Source organism: Gordonia gummivorans (assembly GCF_022513585.1).
GTDB lineage: Bacteria > Actinomycetota > Actinomycetes > Mycobacteriales > Mycobacteriaceae > Gordonia.
In genome coordinates this window covers 1-21,256 of the sequence record NZ_JAKWBF010000030.1, presented here as the reverse complement: position 1 = coordinate 21,256, position 21,256 = coordinate 1, and the positions used below count along the sequence as shown (strand labels likewise).

22 protein-coding genes are annotated in these 21,256 nt (G+C 66.3%); 13 read left to right on the top strand and 9 right to left on the bottom strand.

Translation table 11 applies throughout. The features are described 5' to 3' along the window. Positions 1-57: 57 nt before the first annotated feature. Positions 58-1,110 carry an alpha/beta hydrolase gene (locus tag MKW15_RS19165; RefSeq protein ID WP_240860919.1) on the bottom strand — a complete coding sequence of 351 codons (1,053 nt, stop codon included), beginning with the start codon at positions 1,108-1,110 and terminating at the stop codon, positions 58-60. 140 nt (positions 1,111-1,250) lie between these two features. On the opposite strand from MKW15_RS19165, the gene MKW15_RS19160 reads away from it, so the two are divergent. After that, positions 1,251-2,426 (top strand): MFS transporter, encoded by a 1,176-nt coding sequence (locus tag MKW15_RS19160; protein WP_240860917.1) that lies wholly within the window; start codon positions 1,251-1,253, stop codon positions 2,424-2,426. 8 nt (positions 2,427-2,434) lie between these two features. Here the strand turns inward: MKW15_RS19160 and MKW15_RS19155 are convergent, their stop codons facing one another. Further along, positions 2,435-3,268 carry an SDR family NAD(P)-dependent oxidoreductase gene (locus MKW15_RS19155; RefSeq protein ID WP_240860915.1) on the bottom strand — a complete coding sequence of 278 codons (834 nt, stop codon included), beginning with the start codon at positions 3,266-3,268 and terminating at the stop codon, positions 2,435-2,437. Positions 3,269-3,319: 51 nt separating this feature from the next. Continuing rightward, positions 3,320-4,099, bottom strand: coding sequence for an alpha/beta fold hydrolase (locus tag MKW15_RS19150; protein WP_240860913.1), 780 nt, complete (start codon positions 4,097-4,099; stop codon positions 3,320-3,322). A 159-nt stretch (positions 4,100-4,258) separates the two neighbouring features. Between MKW15_RS19150 and MKW15_RS24485 the strand changes: the two genes are divergently transcribed. Continuing rightward, positions 4,259-5,692: a fatty acid desaturase gene (locus MKW15_RS24485; protein ID WP_276615182.1), complete on the top strand. Its 1,434-nt coding sequence runs from the start codon at positions 4,259-4,261 to the stop codon at positions 5,690-5,692. Here MKW15_RS24485 and MKW15_RS19135 read toward each other — a convergent pair. Continuing rightward, positions 5,668-6,858, bottom strand: a complete 1,191-nt coding sequence (locus MKW15_RS19135) for a PucR family transcriptional regulator (protein WP_240860911.1) — start codon at positions 6,856-6,858, stop codon at positions 5,668-5,670. The genes MKW15_RS24485 and MKW15_RS19135 overlap by 25 nt on opposite strands. 141 nt (positions 6,859-6,999) lie before the next feature. Here MKW15_RS19135 and MKW15_RS19130 point away from each other — a divergent pair, with 141 nt between their 5' ends. The 3 genes from MKW15_RS19130 (at position 7,000) to MKW15_RS19120 (ending at position 9,384) form a co-directional block, all read left to right on the top strand. After that, on the top strand, positions 7,000-7,194 hold the full coding sequence (locus MKW15_RS19130; RefSeq protein WP_240860909.1) for a ferredoxin: 195 nt from the start codon (positions 7,000-7,002) through the stop codon (positions 7,192-7,194). Continuing rightward, on the top strand, positions 7,194-8,378 hold the full coding sequence (locus tag MKW15_RS19125; protein ID WP_240860906.1) for an NAD(P)/FAD-dependent oxidoreductase: 1,185 nt from the start codon (positions 7,194-7,196) through the stop codon (positions 8,376-8,378). The genes MKW15_RS19130 and MKW15_RS19125 overlap by 1 nt, the downstream gene beginning before the upstream one ends. 91 nt (positions 8,379-8,469) lie before the next feature. Continuing rightward, complete coding sequence (locus MKW15_RS19120; protein WP_240860904.1) at positions 8,470-9,384, top strand: hypothetical protein; 915 nt, start codon at positions 8,470-8,472, stop codon at positions 9,382-9,384. Positions 9,385-9,391: 7 nt separating this feature from the next. Here the strand turns inward: MKW15_RS19120 and MKW15_RS19115 are convergent, their stop codons facing one another. After that, complete coding sequence (locus tag MKW15_RS19115; protein WP_240860902.1) at positions 9,392-9,829, bottom strand: PPOX class F420-dependent oxidoreductase; 438 nt, start codon at positions 9,827-9,829, stop codon at positions 9,392-9,394. A gap of 224 nt (positions 9,830-10,053) precedes the next feature. Then, entirely contained in the window at positions 10,054-11,841 is a 1,788-nt protein-coding gene (locus MKW15_RS19110; protein WP_240860900.1) for a sugar phosphate isomerase/epimerase and 4-hydroxyphenylpyruvate domain-containing protein, read from the bottom strand. Positions 11,842-11,919: 78 nt separating this feature from the next. Between MKW15_RS19110 and MKW15_RS19105 the strand changes: the two genes are divergently transcribed. From MKW15_RS19105 to pcaC, 7 genes are all read left to right on the top strand, one after another. Continuing rightward, the gene (locus tag MKW15_RS19105) at positions 11,920-12,564 is read left to right on the top strand and encodes a TetR/AcrR family transcriptional regulator (protein ID WP_240860898.1); all 645 of its coding nucleotides are present in this window, start codon (positions 11,920-11,922) and stop codon (positions 12,562-12,564) included. Between the two features lie 289 nt (positions 12,565-12,853). After that, on the top strand, positions 12,854-13,723 hold the full coding sequence (locus tag MKW15_RS19100; protein ID WP_240860895.1) for a shikimate dehydrogenase: 870 nt from the start codon (positions 12,854-12,856) through the stop codon (positions 13,721-13,723). Between the two features lie 34 nt (positions 13,724-13,757). Continuing rightward, positions 13,758-15,104: an MFS transporter gene (locus MKW15_RS19095; RefSeq protein WP_240860893.1), complete on the top strand. Its 1,347-nt coding sequence runs from the start codon at positions 13,758-13,760 to the stop codon at positions 15,102-15,104. A gap of 36 nt (positions 15,105-15,140) precedes the next feature. Continuing rightward, a complete protein-coding gene (gene pcaH, locus MKW15_RS19090) occupies positions 15,141-15,920 on the top strand; it encodes a protocatechuate 3,4-dioxygenase subunit beta (protein WP_240860892.1) in 780 nt (259 codons plus the stop codon). 7 nt (positions 15,921-15,927) lie between these two features. Beyond that, on the top strand, positions 15,928-16,482 hold the full coding sequence (gene pcaG, locus MKW15_RS19085; RefSeq protein WP_240860891.1) for a protocatechuate 3,4-dioxygenase subunit alpha: 555 nt from the start codon (positions 15,928-15,930) through the stop codon (positions 16,480-16,482). After that, positions 16,479-17,681, top strand: coding sequence for a 3-carboxy-cis,cis-muconate cycloisomerase (gene pcaB / locus MKW15_RS19080; RefSeq protein ID WP_240860890.1), 1,203 nt, complete (start codon positions 16,479-16,481; stop codon positions 17,679-17,681). Before pcaG ends, pcaB begins: the two co-directional genes overlap by 4 nt. Further along, a complete protein-coding gene (gene pcaC, locus MKW15_RS19075; RefSeq protein WP_308221073.1) occupies positions 17,678-18,055 on the top strand; it encodes a 4-carboxymuconolactone decarboxylase in 378 nt (125 codons plus the stop codon). The genes pcaB and pcaC overlap by 4 nt, the downstream gene beginning before the upstream one ends. A gap of 5 nt (positions 18,056-18,060) precedes the next feature. On the opposite strand, the gene MKW15_RS19070 is transcribed toward pcaC, so the two are convergent. Continuing rightward, complete coding sequence (locus tag MKW15_RS19070) at positions 18,061-18,930, bottom strand: universal stress protein (protein WP_240860889.1); 870 nt, start codon at positions 18,928-18,930, stop codon at positions 18,061-18,063. Positions 18,931-19,053: 123 nt separating this feature from the next. Here MKW15_RS19070 and MKW15_RS19065 point away from each other — a divergent pair, with 123 nt between their 5' ends. Further along, positions 19,054-19,227, top strand: coding sequence for a hypothetical protein (locus MKW15_RS19065; protein WP_240860888.1), 174 nt, complete (start codon positions 19,054-19,056; stop codon positions 19,225-19,227). An 88-nt stretch (positions 19,228-19,315) separates the two neighbouring features. Here MKW15_RS19065 and MKW15_RS19060 read toward each other — a convergent pair whose 3' ends face one another. Beyond that, the gene (locus MKW15_RS19060; protein WP_240860887.1) at positions 19,316-20,623 is read right to left on the bottom strand and encodes an MFS transporter; all 1,308 of its coding nucleotides are present in this window, start codon (positions 20,621-20,623) and stop codon (positions 19,316-19,318) included. A 30-nt stretch (positions 20,624-20,653) separates the two neighbouring features. Beyond that, positions 20,654-21,049 carry a tautomerase family protein gene (locus MKW15_RS19055; RefSeq protein ID WP_240860886.1) on the bottom strand — a complete coding sequence of 132 codons (396 nt, stop codon included), beginning with the start codon at positions 21,047-21,049 and terminating at the stop codon, positions 20,654-20,656. Positions 21,050-21,256 lie beyond the last annotated feature (207 nt).

The window sequence follows — 21,256 nt, the reverse complement described above, 5'->3', positions numbered from 1 at the left end:
CCCCACACGATGTCAGACGGTATCGGCCGCCAGTTGAATCCCCGCTGAAAAACCTGGTCAGCGCCCAAAAGCCCGAGCAAACATCGGCCACGACCGGTGCATCTGATCCTGCCAGTAGCCCCACGAGTGGGTTCCGGTGGCGGGCAGTCGCACGGTGGCGGGTATGTGCAGGGCCGACAGTCGTCGAGCCAAGTTGACGGTGCAGTAGCGCGCCGCCGCCTCGTCGAGCCCGCCGATGGTCACCTGTTCGGCGAGTCGACCGGCATTGCCGGCGATGGTGCGGTCACCGAGGTTGTCGTGCGCGCCGGGCAACCCGGTGGCGGCGCTGATCCACAGCGCAGGAGTGCGGCGGGCGAGCTTGTACGCGTTGATCACCGGGTCCTGTGCCACCCACTGGGGATCTCCCGGCGGGCCGTACAGATTGCTCGCGTCGGCACCACCGGGCACGAAGGCGACGGTGCGCAGGATCAGCTGCCCCTGCGGCGACGCGGTCTCCGCGCACCCCGAGTAGGCGCCCACCGCGCGGTAGAAGCCGGGGTGATTCTCGGCGAGCCGGATGACGGACTGACCCGACATCGAGATCCCGGCGATGCCACGGGGTCCCGAGTTGCCATGTGCCCGCGCGAAGGCAGCCGGGAGTTCGCCGGTCAGAAAGGTTTCCCAGCGCAGCGGACGCGACGTGCGCACACCGAAGCGGAAGTTCGCGGCCGGGTCGACATGCCGCCAGTTCGCGTAGTAGCTCGCCGCACCGCCCACCGGGGTGAGCGTCCAGACATTCTTACCGGCGTAGAACGCGTTGGCGTCGGTCGCATGCGTCCAGTCGTCGTTGTCCTCGCCACCCGTCGACCCGCTGAGCAGGTACATCACCGGAGTCGACGGGCCGGGCCGGGCCGGACGCCCGATCAGCACGGGCACCTGCGTCTGCATCGACGCCGACCACACGGACGCGAGAACGATGCGGCCTCCGATCGGTGTCTCACGGTAAGGGACACCCGCGGTGGCGTGGGCATATCGGATGCCGTGCAGGGTGTCTGCGCCGGCTTGTGCGCCACTGTCGGCGAGTACCGACCCGGCGACGACCACCAGCGCCGCACAGAGTGCGGTGATCAAACGATTTCCTGAGCGATGTCGAGAGTTCACGACGGCCTTCCGGTTCGGCACGCGCCCCATGTCCCCCGCCGGGCTCTGCCATAGTAAGCACACGAATCGTCCGCGGCGAAAGGCATTGTGGCCGCATGCCAGGAGGTGACATGACGACGTCCGGCGGATCGACGGGACACCGAACGCCGAGAGTCGCGGTGCTCGTACTGGCATTCACCCAGTTCGTCATCATCGTCGACGAGACCGTCGTGTCGCTGCTCGGCCCCGCCGTGGCCGACGAGCTCGGGCTCGGCGGCGAAGCCCGGCACGTCCTCGTGACACCCTTCGCCGCGGCGTTCGTCTGCACGCTCCCACTGGCCGGTGTGTTGCTGCGGTGGGCGGACCCTCGTATCGTCGTGGCACCCGCGACACTCGCGTTCGCAGTCACAGCGGGATCGGCCGCTCGCGCACAAACCCTCACCGAACTCGTCGCCTCCCGCGCAGCCCAGGGGGTGGCGGGTGCCGTCGTCACCACCGGCGTACTCGCGTCGCTCCACCTCGTGACACGCGGGTATCGGCGCAGAGTTCGCGCGTTCGCGGTCTTCTCGCTGATCTCCGGCTCGGGTTCTGTCACAGCGCTTCTCGTGGTCGCCCCGTTGGCGACCCACTCGTGGCGCTGGTGCTATTGGGCCATCGCCGCCGCCGCACTCGTCTGCGCGGGCGGGTGGGTGATGGCCGCGCGACGCACGGTTCGGAGCGAGCCCGAACAACATGTGGAACCTCATCGAGACCACGTCGATCCGCTGACCGCCTGGACGTTCTCCGCGACCGTCGGCGGCAATGCGGTGTTGGCGGCCACGGTGATCACGGCGAGTTTCGTACTGCAGCAGGATTTCGGTTGGACGCCGACCAGCGCGGGTCTCGGCTTCCTTCCGCTCAACGGCGCGGCAGCACTGGGTGCGGCCGTGGTCGGCGCCGTGAGCCCGGCTCGGGCAGTCGGCCGTCTACTGGCGGTGGGGACCGTACTCCTTGCCGCGGGCTGTGTCCTGTTCGCGGTCGTCACACTGACGCCTATTACGTTGCTGGCCATCACGATTCCGGTTGGTCTCGGCATCGGCGTAGTCTTCCCGCTCGCCAATCACGCAACGCTGGCGACGGCAACCGAACGACCCGTCGCCCGCGCCGCCGCGCTCGGGACGGCGCAGCAGGCGGGGCTCGCGGGCGGTGCACTCATTGCGGCCACCCGTTCGGCCGTCGTGTTCGCCGCCATGGGAGCCGTGCTGGTGGCCGCTCTGGCGCTGGCCGCTCTGTCGTCGACCGCGACTCCGCCACGCGACGGGCAGTGACGGTCTCCTCAGGCGACTCCCACCAACTCGGCAGAGCGCTGCCACAGACCATCGATCAGGGATTCGTTGCGGGCCTGCGGATTCTGCAGCCCGTTGGCCTTGTGCCGACTGAAGTACACCCCGTTGATCGTCGGGTCGGCGCCACGCTGTGCGAGTTCGATCAGCGGTGCCGCGCCCTGGTCGGGAGTGATCGTCACGAATCGCGTCAGCGGTGAACGATAGGCGAGGCCGATGAACTTCGAGTCGCGGCCGAAGCTGGTTGCTGCGGGGCCGGGATGTACTGCAGCCGAATAGATCTTGTCGTCGGACCACCGGTTGGCGATGCCGCGCGTGAACAGTATGTTCATCAGCTTCGCCGTGCCGTAGGCACGCAACCCGAAGGCACGTCGCTTCTCGAAGTCGAGGTCGTCGAGGTCGATGCTGCCGGCGAGATTGCCGACACTCGAGGTGTTCAGCACCAACGACGATCCCGCAGCGGCCAGCCGCTCGCGGAGCAGGTTCGTCAGCAGAAACGGTGCCAGATGGTCGATCTGGAAGTTGGGTTCGTGCCCGTCGGCGGTGCGGTTCTTCGGATCGAACGTGCCACCGGCGTTGTTCATCAGCACGTCGATCGAGTCGACTGCCGACGCGATACTGTCGGCCAACTCACGCACCTGCGCGAGTTCCGAGAAGTCCGCGGTGAACGATCGCGCACCGGTTTCCGATGCGATGGGCGCCAGCTTGTCCGCCGACCGTCCCACGAGGATCAGGTCGGTTTCGGGTCCGGCGAGCTTGCGTGCCGCCACCGCCCCGATTCCGTCGCTCGCACCGGTGAGGACGATGGTTCTTGTGGTTTCGGGCACGCGGTCTCCTGGTCCGTTCGTCGTTGACTTCCCCTCCGCTACGCTACGCCGTCAACCGTGAGTAGCAGCCGGGTCGCCGAGAAAGTCCAGGATGGCCGCGTTGACCTGCAGCGCAGCCTCGATCGGGATGAGATGCGATCCGGGGATCACGCACAGCCGCGCGTCGGGGATCGCAGCAGCGACCTCACGGCCGTGGTCGAGGGTGGCCTCGTCCTTGTCGCCCTGCATCACCAGCGTCGGGCAGGCGATCGCCGCGAACTCGCCGAGGTCGATCTCCGGCTCGGCGGTGATCATCGCCATGGTCTTGTCGAAGACGACCTCGAAATGGTCTGCGCCGTCGGGGGATTCATCGGCGTACTCGGCCTTGAAGAAGGCCAGCAGATCGGGATCGCCGGATTGCAGGGCATCCAGGATTCCCCCAGGCGCACGGCCCGCGCTGTTGTAGTACTGACCGACGAGCACCAGGCCGCGCACCAGGTCGGGACGCGCCAGGGCGACGAGCGCTCCCACCACGGCCCCATCGCTCCAACCAACGATCTGCGCCGGACCACCGACCACCTCGTCGAGATAGGCGATGGTCTCGGTGGCCATGTCGGCATAGTGGAACTCTTCGGTCACGTCGGGGCTGTGTCCGTGGCCGTGGCGCTCCGGACAGAACACCTGCCACCCCGCGTCGACCAGCGCGGGAACCTGCGCTCCCCACGACGACGCACCGGAGAACGCGCCGTGCAGCAAGACGACCGGCGGCCCTTCTCCGTGGACCTCATGCCAGACGCGCGTGTCGGGTTCGGGATGGGAAATGGTCGTGTACTCCGCGACGGTCGCACTCATCGGCCCAGCGTATGCGTCGCAGCCCCGCCAGTTCGAGGCGATTGTGAATATTCACAATCCACGATCGATCTTCGGTGCACGACCACGGTGTCGAGGGCTCCAGATGGGGTCATTCTGACAACACACTTCGATTCCAGCCCGATTCAGGAGGTACCCACCATGGCATTGGAGGCCACCGGCACCGTAGCCGATACTTCGACCGCGCGATGGCGCGACAGGAAGCGCTATCTCTGGCTCATCGGCCTGATCGTGCCGTCATTCGCGTTCATGGCCATCGGGGGATACGAACTGACCGGATGGAGCGTGTTCCTCTGGGTCGGCCCGATCATGGTGCTCGTCATCGTCCCGACCATCGACTTCCTCACCGGCTTCGATCCCACCAACCCACCCGATGACGTGATCGAGGAACTCGAGAACGACAAGTACTACCGCTACATCACCTTCGCGTTCCTGCCGATCCAGTACGCCGGCTTCATCGTGTCGATGTACCTCATCGCCACCCAGGGGTGGCCCGTCATCGACAAGGTCGGGCTGGCAATGACTCTCGGCTTCATCGGCGGTATCGGTATCAACACCGCGCACGAACTCGGCCACAAGAAGGAGAGCCACGAGCGCTGGTTGTCGAAGATCGCTCTGGCCCAGAGCTTCTACGGCCACTTCTACATCGAGCACAATCGTGGCCACCACGTCCGGGTGGCCACCCCGGAGGATCCGGCGTCGTCGCGGCTCGGCGAAAACCTGTACCGCTTCTGGCTCCGTACCGTCACCGGATCGCTGCGCAGCGCGTGGGAGATCGAGGCAAAGCGATACCGACGCAAAGGAACCCATCCTTTTCACATCGGCAACGACGTGCTCAACGCGTGGTTGATGACCCTGGTGCTCTGGGGTGCGCTGATCGCCTGGCTGGGCGTCGGCATTCTTCCCTACATCCTGTTGCAGGCCGTGGTCGGTTTCTCGCTGCTGGAGATCGTCAACTACCTCGAGCACTACGGAATGCTCCGGCAGCGCACCGACAGTGGACGCTACGAGCGTGTGCTGCCGATGCACTCGTGGAACTCGAACAACATCGCCACCAACGTCCTGCTCTACCACCTGCAGCGCCACAGTGACCACCACGCCAACCCGACGCGTCGCTATCAGACGTTGCGCGACTACAAGGAGTCACCCACGCTGCCGACCGGCTATGCGGGGATGATCGTGCTCGCACTGTTCCCGCCGCTATGGCGACGGGTGATGGACAAGCGCGTCGCAGCGCACTTCGACGGCGACATCCGGCTCGCCAATGTCGCACCGGGCAAGCTCGACCGGCTTCTCCGACAATTCCCCACCCCGACAACCGAAACCGTGATCGACGTCATCGACTCGACCCGCAACACCTTCGACGACGGCGTGCGCGCGGCCCGCTGCCCTGGCTGCAACTACGTGTACGACGTCGCCTCCGGCAACGAACTCGAAGGCTTCGCGGCCGGGACCGCGTGGCGTGACATCCCGGACGACTGGTGCTGCCCGGACTGCGGAGTGCGGGAGAAGGTCGACTTCGTCCCGATGACGCATTCGGACGAGGAGGCTCACCTGAGGAAGGCGTCGAAGTAGTCCAGCGCGAGAAGAAGATCGCCTGCTCGTTCGGTCAGTGGCCGTCCGAGCAGGCGTTCGGCTTGCTGAGTCCGGTAGCGCACGGTGTTCTTGTGCACTCCAAGATCTTTCGCCACGAGATCGGCGGTCTTGGACGACGTCAACACCTCCCTGATGGTCTCATGCAGGTGTTCGTTGCCGGATTCCGCGAGCTCGCCGAGGACTGATCGCGAGAATCGTTCGGCGGCAGGGTGATCGAGTGCCAACATGGTGAGCGCCGCAACATCGGAGTATCGGGTGACGCCCTCATCGCGGTGCGGCGCAAGTGCGACGCGCTGGGCCGTCCGGGCGTCACGGTGCGCCCAGATGAATCCGTCGTAGCCCAGAGCCGGACCCCCCACGGTGACCCGCATGACGCGCGGATCGATGAGTCCCTCGTCGAGCGGTGGTTGAGCGTCACCGCGGATCGTGAACCAGGCCCACAGCTCCCGCCCGCCCGGACGCACGACGACCGTGCGGGCGCCCCGCCGTCCGGCTGCCAGTGCGGTCACCGCCGGCTCGAGCCGCTCGATAGAGTCGGCGTCCACCGCATGGGCGATGACCGCCACGTGAGCGACACCGTTGACGGGGTGTCCCCCGAGTTCCGCGGAGAGTTCGGCGGGTCCCACGCTGCGGCCCGCCAGGACTTCGGCGACCAGTTCATATCGGCGGGCGTCGCCACGACGTCGAATCCGCTCCACCTCGTCGGAGAACACCGCCACCGACAACTCGACCGACGATCCGAACCACCTCGTCGCCTTGCTCCAGAACCACACCAGTAGGGCTTCGTGATCGAGTTCCGCCGGGGCACCGCGAACCACCTCGACGGCGAAATCCCACGCCGCCTCCTGTGCGGCCTGGTAGATCTTCAGCAACACCGGGAGTCCGAGGTGACCTCGCGCGACCCGCACCGCCAGGGTGTGCGCGGCCGGCACGAGATCATCGGTTCCGGCCGCGCTGACGGTGATTCCGCCGAGGAAGGCCAACCAGTGCTCCGCAATGGCCTGACGCACCACATCGTGCAGGTCTTCCGGAAGATCGACGCCGGCGAAGATGACGTCGGCGGTACGGGTGACCCACTCCTCGACCGCTGCGGGGTCACGCTGCGTCGCTTCGAACTCTTCAAGCCATCCACCCAGTTCCGACATGGTGGAAGCCTTGCACAACAGCTTGTGATTTTTCACAAGAACCAGCGGGCCGATTCGCGCGAAAGGCCAGTGAAACCCTCTCTCAGGCCAGTCAGAATGACAGTCACACACAGTTCACAGCCCAATTCGGAGGAGAGCACCATGAGCACCGTCCACGTCGATCGACCGGCCTGCGAGGGCATCGGTATGTGCGAAACGCAGGCCCACGAGTACTTCCAGATCGGCGACGACGGTCTCGTCGACCTGGTGACGCCGGAGGTCCCCGACGGCGATCGCGACTACGTCCGGGCCGCCGTCGACTCGTGCCCGATGTCGGCGCTGCGGATCGTCGACTGATGCGCCGACTGGCCATCGTCGGCGCTTCACTGGCCGGTGTTCGCGCAGCGGAGGGTGCACGCGCACACGGATGGACCGGCGAGATCGTCATGATCGGCGACGAGGTCCACGCACCATACGACCGTCCGCCGCTGTCCAAGGCCGTCCTGAACTCCGACGACCTGCCCGAGCCGCAGCGACTTCGCAGCACGCAGACCTGGGATGCCCTGGGCATCGATCTGCGGACCGGTTGTGCGGCAACCGGAATCGGCATCGGCGATAGAGTCCTCCGAACCGACCACGGAGACGTCGACTACGACGCGCTCGTCATCGCGACCGGATCGACTCCCCGAGTACTCCGCGATCCGACCTCCGGACTCGACGTCGGCACCTTGGACAATGCCCGTCACCTCCGCACCTACGACGACGCGATCCGGGTGCGCACCACACTGGACTCCGTTCGGCAGTTGGTGGTGTTCGGGGCGGGATTCATCGGCGCCGAGATCGCCTCGGCAGCGGTGTCCCGCGGTACGGACGTGACGATCGTGAATGCCTCGCACCGCCCACTCGCGCGGTGCACTGGTCCACTGGCGGCCGCTGCGCTCGTCGAATTGCACCGCAGTGCCGGTGTCCGCACGGTTCTCGGTACCGAGATCACGCAGATGGATATGCAGGACAACGTCATTCGTTCCGTCTCGCTGACCTCCGGTGAACGGTTGGAGACCGATGCCGTCATCGTCGCCGTCGGGTCCACCCCCACCACCGACTGGCTCGGTGGCGCCGAGATCGACCTGGACCCGGCCGGGCGGGGCGTGCGATGCGGCCGCGACATGTCCACGTCGGCATCGGGCGTCTTCGCGGCGGGCGACGTCGCGTCTCTGGCCGGCCACCCCGCCGGACACTGGACGACCGCCGTCGACACCGGTTACATCGCTGGGGCCAATGCCGCTGGGGCACAGGAGATCTACTCCGGTGTTCCGTTCGCATGGTCCACCTGGTACGGCCACCGCATCCAGATGGTCGGACGGACCGGTTCGACGGCCGAGGACTCGATCGAGGAGATCGCCGTCGACGACGGGTACTTCGAGTACCGGGACGGGTCCGAAGTTGTCGGTGCAGTCGGAATCGACAGTCCAGGCCAGATCGCGCGACTGCGTCGTCACCTCGCCACACAGGTGAGGACCAAGGTCCCGACTTTCGGATGACATCCAAACACGGTGCAATTCAACATCTTTGAGGATCATCGGGCATTCATCTGATCTGCGTCGTCCGGTCGCCTCGCGTAAAATGGACAACATGGCCAAATTGAGCACCGAGATTCCCGCACTACGGGCCACGCACTGGCGACAGCGTCTGGCTCCCCACCTCGTCGACGGCGAACGCATCGTCGCGCTGGCTTCGGCCCGTCGCCTGCGGCCCACGACCGAGGGTGTCGCGATCACCAACGCGCGTGTCCTGGGCTTCAACACCGCCGCCGAACCCGGCGAGGATGTGATCGCCGTGTCAGTGTGCGCCGATGAGATCGAAGGGTACGACCTCACCTCCGATCGGCTGGTGCCGACCCTGACGGTCCACACGCCGCACGGTCCCGAGGTGTTCGGCACGTTCGAGAAGACAGAGGCGAAGTTCCTCGCCTATTTCCTCGACACCCTCCGCGACAACGGCATCGATCCCGCGGCAGCCGCCGGAATCGACGGACTACGGCGCGCGGCAGAACTCGCCCGACAGGCCGAGTCGCAGCGCCTCGTCGACCGGCAGCATGTCGCCGTCTTCGGCGAGCCGGTCACCGATGCCCAATGGACCGCGATCGAAGCCCACGCACCGGGCGACGAGCATCCGTGGCTGCTGCTCAACTGTGGCCGGTCCGGCCAGTTGGCAGCGTACGACGACCGTGTCGTCGTACTGAAGAAGGACCGCAACATCTCGTCGTCGGACGTTCAGGTCGGCGAGTTCCCGCTCGGCGAGATCACCGGCATCGACTACCGGTGCGGCGCTCTCACCGGTCTGCTCCAGGTACATACCGCCGAGGATGCCGAGCCGGAGCACGATGGGTTCTGGCCGGCAGCGCGCTACGCACCAGACCACAACCCGTGGACCCGCACCGACACGCTGCCGCTGCCCAAGCCCTACTACCAGGGCGCAAAGGCACAGCTCGACGAACTGCGCGGGCTGATCCGGGACGCGCGCTCGCAGGAACCGTCCCGGTCCTGACGCTCGATCAGCGCGACATTCCGTAGATGCGTTCGACGCGGATCCGCAGCAATTGCCGCTGGTCGCGGACCATCGCCTGCCGGTAGTCGTCCCAGTCGGGATGCTCGCCGCTGAGCGATCGATAGAGGTCTACGAGGGCGTCGACCGTGGCGTCGTGCGGGTCGGCCGCAGCCGGCGTGAGTTCACCGAGTCCCTCGGCAACCGCGTAGCCGGCGAAGAATCCGTCGCCGAGAACGTGCAGGCTGACACGTGGATCGCGTTCGACGTTGCGGGATTTTGCGCGTGTCGCGGTCACCGACACCAGCGCCGACGCCGACTCGTCATCCCAGGCGTGAATCACGTTCGACGACTGCGGCCGACCGTCGCGTCGAAGCGTGATCAAGATGGATTCGCGGTGGTCGGCGACGATGCGGACAAGTGCGGGGTCGAACTCGGCTGTGGTCATGATCGGTGCAACGTCACGCGCGGTAAATTGCTTTCCACCGCACTCGTCGCCAGAAACCGCATCTGCGGTCGGAAACCTCTGGTGCGCATCGGGTTTCTGACCAGACACGCGGCTTCTGGGTTCGCGACACGCCGACGAGCACTCGGACGAGGGTCGCCGTCCGTTCTGGTCCGCACAAAAAGTAGGGGAACTACCGACCCAGGTCACCTTCCACGGACATCGGCTCAGTTCCGGCTGCCCTGCTGCGCCGCAAGACGCACCGGCGCGTTGTCGACGCCGTAGCCGTCGTAGTGGTCGAATCGCTGGACGAACTCGAAGAATACGGAACCGATTGTGCGCGTGTAGAAGTGGATGAAGTGGCCACCACACGGCCCCGGTCCGCGATCGTAGAGCAGATCCAGCGATTGCAGTTCGTCGACGATGCCGTCCTCGAGACCGAATCGCCCACGGAGGTAGTCGTAGTAGTTGTCGGGAACCGGCAAGAACTCCAACCCGGCAGACCGGGCAGCGCGAGCAAGTCCGACGACGTCGCGGCACCCGAACGCGACGTGCTGCGGCATCACGGCGCCGTCGAGCACATGAGGTGCGACGTTGAGCGGAAGCCGGACCCCACCGTCGAGGGTGCGCAACACCTGGCTGCGCACCAATCCGGTGGGCCCGGGCACTTCGGTGGGCGAGTCGGCCGTCAGCCCGAAGACGCTACTCAGGAACAGCGTGGTGTCCTGCGCAGTCTGCCAGGTCTGGGTGAGGTTCACGTGGTCGATGGAGGTGACCTCTCCGGGCAGCTCGGTGCGGCCGTCGCGGAATTCGTCGACCCAGGACGGCACGCCTGTCGGCGGTTGGTCGACCCAGAAGAACTCCGTGCCGTCGGGCGCCCGGGTTGCGCCGAAACTCTGCTCCGAGGCGTAGGTGCGCCGGTACGCAGTCGGCGCCATCAGGCCGGCGGCACGCTCCGACAGCGCCTCGGCGTCGGGCACCTGAAGTCCGATCGCCGCCACATGCGGCTGTTCGTCGCGCGCCTGCTGTTCGTTGAGCACCACCCGCGCGTCGCCGGCGGTCCACAGGGAGACCGGCTTGCTACGGTGTCGGCCGCGGGCGGTGAACCCGAGTTGGCCGAGCAGCACCTCCACCTCGCTGGTGTCCTCGGCCTTGATCTCGACGAAGTCGAACCCGCTGGGCGGCTTGGTATCCGCGATGTCGAGGAGATTCAGCTCGTCCTGCAACCAGAGCAGCGATCGCAGCGCGTGGATCGCGGTGCGCGCCGGATCGGTCTGGCGGAAGGTGTCGTTGAAGACCTCCAGCGAGAGCGGACCGTCGTAGCCGGCGGTCAGCACGTGCCCGACGAAGCGCGCGAGATCGAACGCACCCTCGCCCGGGAACAGCCGATGATGGCGACTCCACGAGAGCACATCCATCGACAGCGCGGGTGCGTCGGCGAGCTGGAGGAAGAAGATCTTGTCACCGGGGATCGTCGCGATCGCCGCGGGGTCGTGGCCGCGGGACAGCACATGGAAGCTGTCGAGGCAGAGTCCGACGCTGCGGTGATCGGCGAGTTCGACGACCCGCCAACTACGGCGATAGTCGTCGATGTACCTGCCCCACGCGAGCGCCTCGAATGCGATGCGGATGCCGTATCCCGCGGCAAGATCGCCGAGGCGTCGGAGTTGGGACGCGGAGACGTCGTCGGAGTCGATGGTCGCGGTCGCGACGTTGCTGCACACCAGGATGGTGTCGATGCCGAGGCGCTGCGCCGTCACGAAGGTCGCCTCGGCGCGTCGGAGGTTGTCGGCGAAGACGTCGTCGTCGACTCCTTCGAGGTCACGAAGCGGCTGGTAGAGGTACAGGGTGAGTCCGAGGCGCGCCGCGAGCGCGCGGATCTCCTCGGGCGAGTGGTCGCTGGAGATCAGGTCGGGTTCGAAGATCTCCACACCGTCGAAGCCGGCCGACGCGCACGCGTGCAGCTTCTCGACCAGTGATCCGGAGATCGAAACGGTGGCGATCGAGGTCTTCATCACACGAATGTACCAATTGGTTCATTACCGAAGAAGGGTTGCGCAGGTTTTCGCACCGGGCTGGGTAAGCTGCCGATCGTGGCAGCCAAGCCGAAAGCCGAACTCCAGCGCGACGCCGAACGGACGCGTGCGGAGCTGCTGACCGTTGCCACCGAGGTGTTCGCCGAATCCGGCTACTCCGGCGCCCGCGTCGACGAGATCGCCGAACGCACCCGCACCACCAAGCGGATGATCTACTACTATTTCGGCGGCAAAGAGGGCCTCTACCTGGCCGTTCTCGAGAACGCCTACCGCGGTATCCGGTCGGCCGAACAGAAGCTCACCGTCGACCACCGCGACCCCGTCGAAGCGATCCGACGCCTGGCCGAGGTCACCTTCGACCACCACATCGCGCACGACGCGTTCATCCGACTGGTGTCGATCGAGAACATCCATCGCGGCGAATTCATCCGCAAACTCGCCGACCTCCCCGGACTCTCCGCGCCGGCGACATCACTGCTCGACGAGATCCTCATCGACGGCCGCAAGACCGGCGTCTTCCGCGACGACGCCACCGCCCTCGACGTTCACCTCGTGATCAGCTCGTATTGCGTATTCCAGGTCGCCAACCAGTACACCTTCGGCTACCTCTTCGACGTCGACCTCACCGAGGTCTCGCAACGCGCCCACCTGCGCCGCATGATCGGCGACGTCGTGGTTGGCTGGCTGACCAGCAAGAACTGACCCGAGTACGACCACGCTCCCTCGGTGAACCCACCGCTTCCCGAGGCGATCCCCACCGCTCCCTGAGGTGCGAGCCTGCGAGCCTCGAAGGGCGCCGGTGAGACAACAATGTCGTCTCACCAGGGGCTTCGAGGCTCGTCGCTTGCGCTCCTCACACCTCAGCCGGCGGGAGGCGGACCCCAGCCGGCGGTGAACGCGATACCGATCACACCAAAGTCTTGACGCGACCCGGGTCACAATGCTCTACTCAATTGCGAACGTACTAGTTCGTACATTACGGAGAGTCACCATGAACCACCGCCCAAGCTTCCTCGTCGGCCTCATCGGCACCGGCGTCGGGCCGTCCCTGACCCCGGCGATGCACATGGTCGAGGGTCGGGCCCAGGGGTTCGACTACGTCTACCGCACCATCGACCTCGACACCCTCGGGATCGAGCCCACCCGGGTCGGCGAGGTCCTCGCCTGGGCACGGACGCTCGGGTTCGACGCCGTGAACGTCACGCATCCCTGCAAGCAGCTCGTGCTGGAGCACCTCGACGAGATCGATCCGGTCGCCGCCACCCTCGGCGCGGTCAACACGGTCCGCTTCACCGACCACGGCACCATCGGATACAACACCGACACAACCGGATTCGCACACGGATTCACCGAGGGGCTGCCCGGCGCCGACCTCGCCGACGTTGTCCTCGTGGGCGCGGGCGGCGCCGGAACCGCCGTCGCCGACGCCCTCGCCCGACTCGGGGCCGCCCACCTCACCATCGTTGACATGAACGTCGACCGCGCCAGCGAGCTGGCCCACGAACTGGGCACGCGCTACCCGACCGCCCGCATCGAGGCATCCTCGTTCGACAAGCTCTCGGTTCTCCTCCCCGAGTCGACCGGCGTCGTGCACGCCACCCCCACCGGCATGGCCGAGCATCCCGGCATCGCCTTCGACGCCGCGCTGCTGCACCCCGGACTGTGGGTCGCCGACATCGTCTACCGACCCCTCGACACCGCACTTCTGCAGGCAGCCCGTAGGGCCGGCTGCCGCACTCTCGACGGAGGCCATATGGCCGTTCACCAGGCCGTCGACGCCTTTGCCCTGATCACCGGGACAGCCCCGGACGCCGCCCGCATGTCCCGCCACTTCCGCGAACTCGTCGCAAACCCGTCCTGAACCAGAGCAGAATCACCCCCAAGGAGTTCACCTCATGACCACCATCGACCACGCACACACGGAAGACATTCCTGTGCGCACTCCCAAGCGCGCCGCGCTGGCCAGTTTCATGGGCAGCGCCGTCGAGTACTACGACTTCTTCCTCTTCGGCTCCGCCGCGGCGCTCATCTTCCCGCACGTCTTCTTCCCGTCGGACAACGACGCCGCCCTGGTCATGTCGTTCATGACGTTCGGCTTCGCCTACATCGCCCGACCGATCGGCGCGGTAGTGCTCGGCCACTTCGGTGACCGCATCGGACGGCAGCGCGTCCTCATGTTCACCCTGGTCCTGATGGGTCTGTCGACCTTCATCATCGGCTGCCTGCCGACCTTCGGCACCATCGGATGGCTCGCACCCGGACTCCTGGTCCTGTGTCGGCTGATGCAGGGCTTCTCCGCCGCAGGCGAGCAGGCCGGCGCCAGTTCTCTGACCCTGGAACACTCCCCCGACCATCAGCGCGCGTTCTTCACCTCGTGGACCCTCACCGGAACCCAGGGTGGCCTGATCCTCGCCTCGCTGATCCTCATCCCGTTCATGGCCCTGCCCGACGACGCGAAGTACTCCTGGGGCTGGCGTGTCCCGTTCTGGCTGTCCGCCGTGGTCGTCGTGGTCGCCTACTTCATCCGTCGCCAGTTGCACGAAACCCCGCAGTTCACCGAGGCAAAGGAAGCCGGCACCATCGCCAAGATGCCGCTCGTCCCGCTGATGCGTGAACAGTGGCGCAGCGTCCTGCGCGTCATCCTGTGCGCCTTCATCGCCGCTGTCTCAACAGTTTTCGCGAATCTGGCCCTCGCCTATGGCAAGAAGGTCGGACTCGACGCCGACCTCACCCTGTGGCTGATCGTCGTCGCCAACATCGGCGCCCTGTTCACTCAGCCCGCTTTCGGCAAGCTCGCCGACCGCATCGGACGCAAGCCGGTCTTCATCTACGGCGCCGTCGCCTCGGCCGTCCTGATGCCCTTCTACATGCTGTCGATGAGCCAGGACAACCACGTCATAACCTTCGCCCTGGCGATCGCGACCTTCTCCTTCGGATACGCCGCCGCGAACGCCGTGTGGCCGTCGTTCTACGGCGAGATGTTCTCCACCGAGGTGCGCTTCTCCGGTATGGCGATCGGCACCCAGCTCGGTTTCCTGATGGCCGGTTTCGCGCCGACGATCGTGACCGCCCTCGGCGGTGTTCGCGAAGGCGGCTGGACCGTCATCAGCATCTTCACCGCCGTGATCTGCGCGATCGCTGCCGGCGCCGCGCTGACCGCCCGGGAGACCAAGGACGTGCCCACCGAACAGCTCGGCCGTACCCCCTCGTCGGATAACACCAAAGAGCTTGTCCATCACTGACATTCACTCGCACAGCCACTCAGGAGTGACACCCTCATGACCACGATCATCAACACCGATCCCGACAGCGCGTCGGCCACCCAGAATCAGATCAACGCGGAGATCGCCGCGATCGAGACCGCCTACCAGCACGGTGGGATCGAGGAGACCCAGCCCCGGCTCGACTATCCGCCCTACCGCAGCAGCCTGCTGCGCCATCCCACCAAGGATCTGCACCACGCCGATCCCGAGGACGTCGAACTGTGGACCCCGGCGTTCGGCGCCCGCGACGTGCACCCGCTCGAGGCGGACCTGACGATCCAGCACAACGGCGATCCGATCGGCGAGCGACTCATCGTGACCGGACGTGTGCTCGACGGCAACGGCCGCCCGGTGCGCAACCAGCTCGTCGAGGTGTGGCAGGCCAACGCTGCCGGCCGGTATGTCCACAAGCGCGACCAGCACCACGCCCCCATCGATCCCAACTTCACCGGTGTCGGCCGCTGCCTCACCGACGACGACGGCTGGTACAAGTTCACGACCATCAAGCCCGGGCCTTACCCATGGAAGAATCACAACAACGCCTGGCGGCCCGCGCACATCCACTTCTCGTTGTTCGGAACGGAATTCACGCAGCGGATGATCACCCAGATGTACTTTCCGGGCGATCCGCTGTTCGCACTCGACCCGATCTATCAGTCGATCACCGACCAGAAGGCACGCGACCGCCTCGTCGCGACCTACGACCACGACGTCGCCACCCACGAGTGGAGCACCGGATACCGCTGGGACATCGCCCTTTCCGGTACCAACCGGACCGTTTTCGAGGACGAGTGAGGAAACGATGAGCACCCTGTTGACCCCGACCCCCGGCCAGACGATCGGCCCCTTCTACGGCTACGCCCTACCCTTCGACGGCGGTGACGAGCTGGTGCCGCCACGCTCGCCCGGCGCCATTCGCTTCCACGGCTCCGTCACCGACGGCGACGGAGCGCCCGTCCCCGACGTGATGCTCGAGATCTGGCAGGCCGACGCCGAAGGGACCATCTCCCGCGAACCGGGATCGCTCAAACGAGACGGCTGGACCTTCACCGGCTGGGGACGCGGACCCACCGACGACGCGGGCGACTTCTCCTTCACCACAGTCGAACCCGGCCCCGTACAGTCCGGCCACGCGGCGTTCATCATGGTCACCGTCTTCGGCCGCGGGTTGCTGAACCGACTGTTCACCCGCGCCTACGTTCCAGGTTCCGCGTTGGAGACCGACCGGCTGCTGCAATCCGTCCCAGCCGATCGGCGCCACACTCTCATCGCCGAGCGCGACGAGCAGGGCCTCCTCTTCGACATCCGACTCCAGGGCGACGACGAGACCGTCTTCCTCGCCTACCCGGGAATATGACCGACCTCTTCTGGCCCGGCGACCATCGTGCCGGCAGCCTCATGTCCGACGCGGCGTTCGTGGATGCTCTTGTCGCCGTGGAGGATGCGTGGCTGGGCTGCCTGGTCGACGGCGGTGTCGCGCCCGATGACGCTGCGACCGACATGACGGGCTTCGTCACAGCCGAGGATCCCGAGCGACTCGCGGCAGGAGCCGAACGCGAAGGGAATCCGGTGACCGGCCTCGTCGCACTGCTGAGGGAACGCACGCAAGGTGCTGCCGCACAATGGATTCACCGCGGACTCACCAGCCAGGACGTCGTCGATACCGCAGTGATGCTGTGTCTGCAGGATGCCGTCGCCCGGGTTGCCCGGGACGTCGACGAACAGATTCGCGTCCTGGTCGGGCTCGTCGAGAAGTATCGCGATGCGCCGATGCTCGCCCACACCCTCACCCAGCCCGCGCTCCCGAGTACCGCCGGGAAGAAGTTCGCGGTGTGGTTGTCGGGGGTGCTCGACGCGGCGTCGACACTGGATTCCGTTCCGGCGTTCGCCGTGCAGATGGGCGGTGCGGCAGGCACATTGGCCGCCACCACCGAGCTGACCGGATCCCCCGACGCGGCGGTCGCGATGTCCGACGCCCTCGCCGACCGACTCGGTCTGGCGCGCGCACTGCCCTGGCACACCACGCGCGCGCCGATCACCCGCGTCGCCGACGCCCTCGTCGGATGCACCGACACCTGGGGTCACATCGCCAACGACGTTCTCGTCGGGAGTCGCGGCGAAATAAGCGAATTGACGGAAGCGGCGGGCGGTGGATCGTCGACCATGCCGCACAAGTCCAACCCCATGCTCTCCGTACTGATCCGGCGCAGCGCCCTCGCAGCACCCGCACTGGGCGCGACGCTGCACACCGCGTCGGCGAGTAGCGTCGATGAGCGCTCCGACGGCGGCTGGCATGTCGAGTGGTCCACGGTACGCACCCTGGCCCGACGTACCGTCGTCGCTGCCGGGCAGACCACAGACCTCCTCGTCGGGCTGCGCGTCGGCACCGACCGATCTCGATCCAATCTCGAAGCAGCACAGGGTATTCTCGCCGAGCAGTCCACGATGGCCGAGCTCGCGGATCGCACGCCCGCGTCGACCTATCTCGGCGCCGTCGACCATCAGATCGACACCATCCTCGAACGTGCCCGCCACCACCTGAAGGAGTCGTCGTGACCACAACCGAATCCACTTACGACGCCGGCATGTCGGTTCGCCGGGAAGTGCTCGGCGACAACCACGTCGACCGCGCCGTGGCCGGTACGACGGAGTTCACCGAGGACTTCCAGAACCTCATCACGCGCTACGCGTGGGGCGAGATCTGGACGCGTCCCGGGCTGGATCGCAAATCGCGGTCGATGATCACCCTCACGGCGCTCATCGCCCGCGGTCACCATGAGGAGTTCGCGATGCACGTGCGCGCAGCGCTTCGCAATGGACTGACTCCGGACGAGATCAAGGAGGTCATCCTGCAGAGCGCCATCTATTGCGGTGTGCCCGACGCGAACTCGGCATTCCGGATCGCATCGGGAGTGCTGGCCGAGGGCTGAGCCGACTACGTAGCCTGCACGACCATCACCGGACACTGCGCGACGTGCAGCACCGCTTGGCTGGTCGAGCCCAGCATCAGTCCGCGGAAGCCTCCGTAACCACGGCTGCCGACGACCACGAGCTGGGCGTCCTTCGACAGTTCGGTGATGCGGTTCGACGGGGCGTCGGAGGTGACGACGGTCTCGACCTCGACGTCGGGAAAGTCCTGGCCATACCCCGCCAGCTGCGTACCGAGGGTTTCGCGGGCCTCGTCGTCCATCTCGCGCTTGACCTCTTCGCTTGCCTCGAAGAACGCAGCTCCCGAGTACCCGCCGTAGGCGTGCACCGCGACCAGCGAGGTGCCGAGGAACCCTGCCTGAGCGAATGCCTGCGCGATCGCGTCGGTCGACGTCGGCGAACCGTCGACGCCCACCACCACAGGCCCGCTCGACGGCAGTTGATCCGACACCACCACGACCGGACACTCGGCATGGGACGCCACATGGGTGCTGACCGAACCCAGAAGCAGGCCACTGACACCGCCCAGACCGCGGCGGCCGACCACCAGGATGTGGGCGCGACTGGAAATGTCACGGAGCGCAAGGCCCGGCCTGCCCTCGATGACCTCGCCGCTCACGGCGACACCTTCGGCCGTGTCCTCAGCCAGGCCTTTCGCCAGCTCGACGGCCGCTTCAGCGAAGGAACGTCCGGCGCTCGCCGAGGCCTCGACTGCGGACACCGCGGCAAGGGTGAACGCCGGGGCCGGCGGCGCGGCGACGCTCACGATGTGCAACGGGCGGTTCTCCCGCACCGCGGCACGTGATCCCCACCGCACCGCATTCGATGCCTGTTCCGACCCGTCCACCGCCACCACGATCGGCGCGTTGACCGGCATTGTCACCACTTCCTCTCACCTGGCACACCGTCGACTCTCGCAATCCACACTGCCAGACAAAGGCACCACAAACGCCGTGTTCGCCGGACCACGACCGTTGACGGCTGTGTGAGAATGCCAGACGTGATCGCCCTCGCCTCCGTCTACGTGCCGCACCACTCCGGTGGTCGTGACAGCAGCCTCACGGAATGGCTTGTCGTTGTGGGCATTCTCCTTGCCATCGTCGTCGGCGGCGTCATCCTGGCCTACCGCACTCGGGTCCAGAATCGGAACAAGAGGAACGACGGCAGCGACTAGTCGTGAGTGTTCATCCGACCGCGGCGAACTGACGAGCCGCACCCAGAACAAGCGGACCTGATACCTCGAGATCGTTGTCGCGGAGCCGTCACCGGTCCGGCACCGGCCGCCCCGACTGCTGCGACCACAACACCGGGTCTTCGCGGAGCAGCCGATTGCGCCCCTTTCGGCGATAGCGCCAGATCTGCAACGCACCGAACCCCCACAGCACGAACTGTGTCGACATCGCCCAGGTGAACGCGTCCGCCGAGTAGCCCGATCCACCGTCGGGCGTACGCCAGTCCAGCACAAGCCCGATCATGGCCACCGTGAGCAGGCTGGCGAGGAAACCGGCCTGGTTGATGATGCCCGTCGCGGTGCCAACGCGGACAACGGGATTCGACGTCCGGCCGAGGTCGAACCCGATCATCGACGCGGGTCCACCCATGCCGCAGACCACCACCAACACCACGAGCACCCCGAACGGCGCCGACCCCGGCCAGGCCAGCACGAGCGCCCACATCGACGCGATCGAGGCAACCACCAGAAGCACGAGGGTCGAGCGGTGCCACGGCCAACGCGTGATCAGCCACGCGAAGATCGGCCCGAAGGCCATGATCGACAGCACCATCACGGTCAGCAGCACGCCGGCCGACGCGGAGCTCTGGCCCTGCCCTTGGACGAGAAACGGGTAACCCCAGAGAAGTCCGAGCACCGTCGCGCTGAACTGGGTCGAGAAATGCATCCAGAACCCGAGGCGCGTTCCCGGGTGCTCCCACGACGCCTTGAGCCCATCCCAGATTTCCGTCAGACCCATCGACGGCCGCGACGCCGATCGCGCGTCGGGGGTGTCTCGCACCATGAACAGCGCCACGACGAACAGCACCGCGCCGATCGATGCGATGACCACGTAGGCGCGCGTCCAGCCCAGCGTCGAGAACGCCCACGTCATCGGTACCGCGGCCGCGACGGCACCCAGTTGCCCCAGCACGCCGGTCAACTGGGTCATCAGCGGGATGCGCCGGGTCGGGAACCACGCGGTCACCAGGCGCAGGACGCAGATGAAGGTCATGGCGTCGCCGATACCGACGAAGGTGCGCGACAGTAGGGCCCCGGTGTAGCTGTCGGCGAAGGCGAAGCTCAGCTGGGCGACGGTCAGAATGGCGGTACCCGTGAGCAATACGCGGCGCGGACCGAAACGATCGACCATGATGCCGACCGGGATCTGCATGAGTGCGTAGACGAGCAATTGCAGGACCACGAACGTCGACAGCTGTGATGCGGAGATGTCGAATCGTTCCGCGGCAAGCAACCCCGCGACCGCCAACGACGACCGGTGCAGCACCGCGACAAAGTAGATCGCCAGGCCGACAAGCCAGATGGCCATGGCCTGACGGGAGCGAACGGCGACGGTCACGGTCTCATTGTCCACCCGGCGCCAGAAGCGTCACGCAAGAGCGCCGTCGACAAACTGTGCGACGCCCTCACCGAAGGACCAGTCCTCGCGCGTGTTCGCCGACACCGAGATCACCAAGTCGGCTGGACGCAAACCGGTTTCGGCTTCCAGACGCTCGGCGAGCGCCTTGAATGCGGCGCGCTTGTGCTCCATCGTCCGGCCCTGCTGGAAGATCTGGATGACCACCGCATCGTCGGTGCGGTCGAAACCCAGCCCGGTGTCTTCGAGGATGATGCGGCCCGGCTTGTGTTCCGTGATGACCTGATAGCGGTCCCGATCGGGCGCGGCGAAGTGCTCGAGCATCACGTCCTGCACGACGTCGGCGAATCTTCTCAACTCGGCATCGGTACGACGACCCTCGGTCACATGGATGTGGACCAGCGGCATGGCTGCACTCCTCTCGTTGCCACTAGTATGTCCGGACATACTGACAAATGCAACCTCTCGCTCACCGGTGGGGCGTCTTCGGATCGGCGACCCACCCGCCGACGTCGTCAAGGCGATCGTGGAAGCGGGCAGAGGGCCGCCGTCGAGGGCGGGTGTCGCGGCCGCATTGATCCGGCACAAAAAGTGGGGGAAGAAACTTCTTCCCCC